Raw genomic sequence first — 651 nt, 5'->3', positions numbered from 1 at the left:
ATGAAAGGTCGTTATGACGAGGTTTTACAAGATATTGAAAATCTCAAGACCTTCCTGATTGAGAACAAGGTGAAGTTTAAGCTGCAAGCGAAACACCTTTATCACGATCGCGAAGAGATCACCGTACACATTCAGGTGCTATCGAACATTTCTCCGTACTAGATAGAGCTGAAGAAACAGGTTCGCTAAAAAACGCTCCTCGACATGAGGAGCGTTTTTGTTTGTGTTAGTTCGACGTTGGCCACATTTCCCACACTTGGGCTTCCATGCTCGCTTCTGTGCTGTCATCGACGGCTGAGAAGAAGTCAAGTTGGGTCAATCTTTCCACCTCGTCAATCGTGGTGATGAAGTTCGCTAGCTCACTGCCAGAGACATCTCGGTGTGGAACGATAAACGCAATCGCGTCATTAAAGGCAGGGTCAAGAATGACGTTTGAAAAAGGCGCTAGGAATGACCACTCCGTTACCAATCGCGTTTTCGCCCCTTGGTAAATGGGCCCAGTGACGACGTAAAGCTCGTTATATTCATTGGCAAGATCACGAACATGCTCTTCCAGACAACAGCCACCCACGGTTAAAGCCCGGTAACTGCGGTGACATGTTACTCATCAGGAAGCTTTGTTGCATTGATTGCTGACTGAAATCCATCGCC

2 protein-coding genes and 1 pseudogene are annotated in these 651 nt (G+C 47.0%); 1 reads left to right on the top strand and 2 read right to left on the bottom strand.

What is annotated here, in order from left to right; genetic code table 11:
• Positions 1-162: pseudogene (locus tag CIK04_RS28465) on the top strand (23S rRNA (cytidine(2498)-2'-O)-methyltransferase RlmM); the annotation flags it as partial.
• Between the two features lie 64 nt (positions 163-226).
• Here CIK04_RS28465 and CIK04_RS28460 read toward each other — a convergent pair.
• Positions 227-571 (bottom strand): DNA/RNA non-specific endonuclease, encoded by a 345-nt coding sequence (locus CIK04_RS28460; RefSeq protein WP_325205956.1) that lies wholly within the window; start codon positions 569-571, stop codon positions 227-229.
• Entirely contained in the window at positions 537-626 is a 90-nt protein-coding gene (locus CIK04_RS34645; protein ID WP_325205957.1) for a hypothetical protein, read from the bottom strand. Before CIK04_RS34645 ends, CIK04_RS28460 begins: the two co-directional genes overlap by 35 nt.
• Between the last annotated feature and the right edge of the window lie 25 nt (positions 627-651).

It is taken from the genome of Vibrio sp. 03_296 (assembly GCF_002265885.1).
This window is presented reverse-complemented; position numbering and strand designations above follow the sequence as displayed.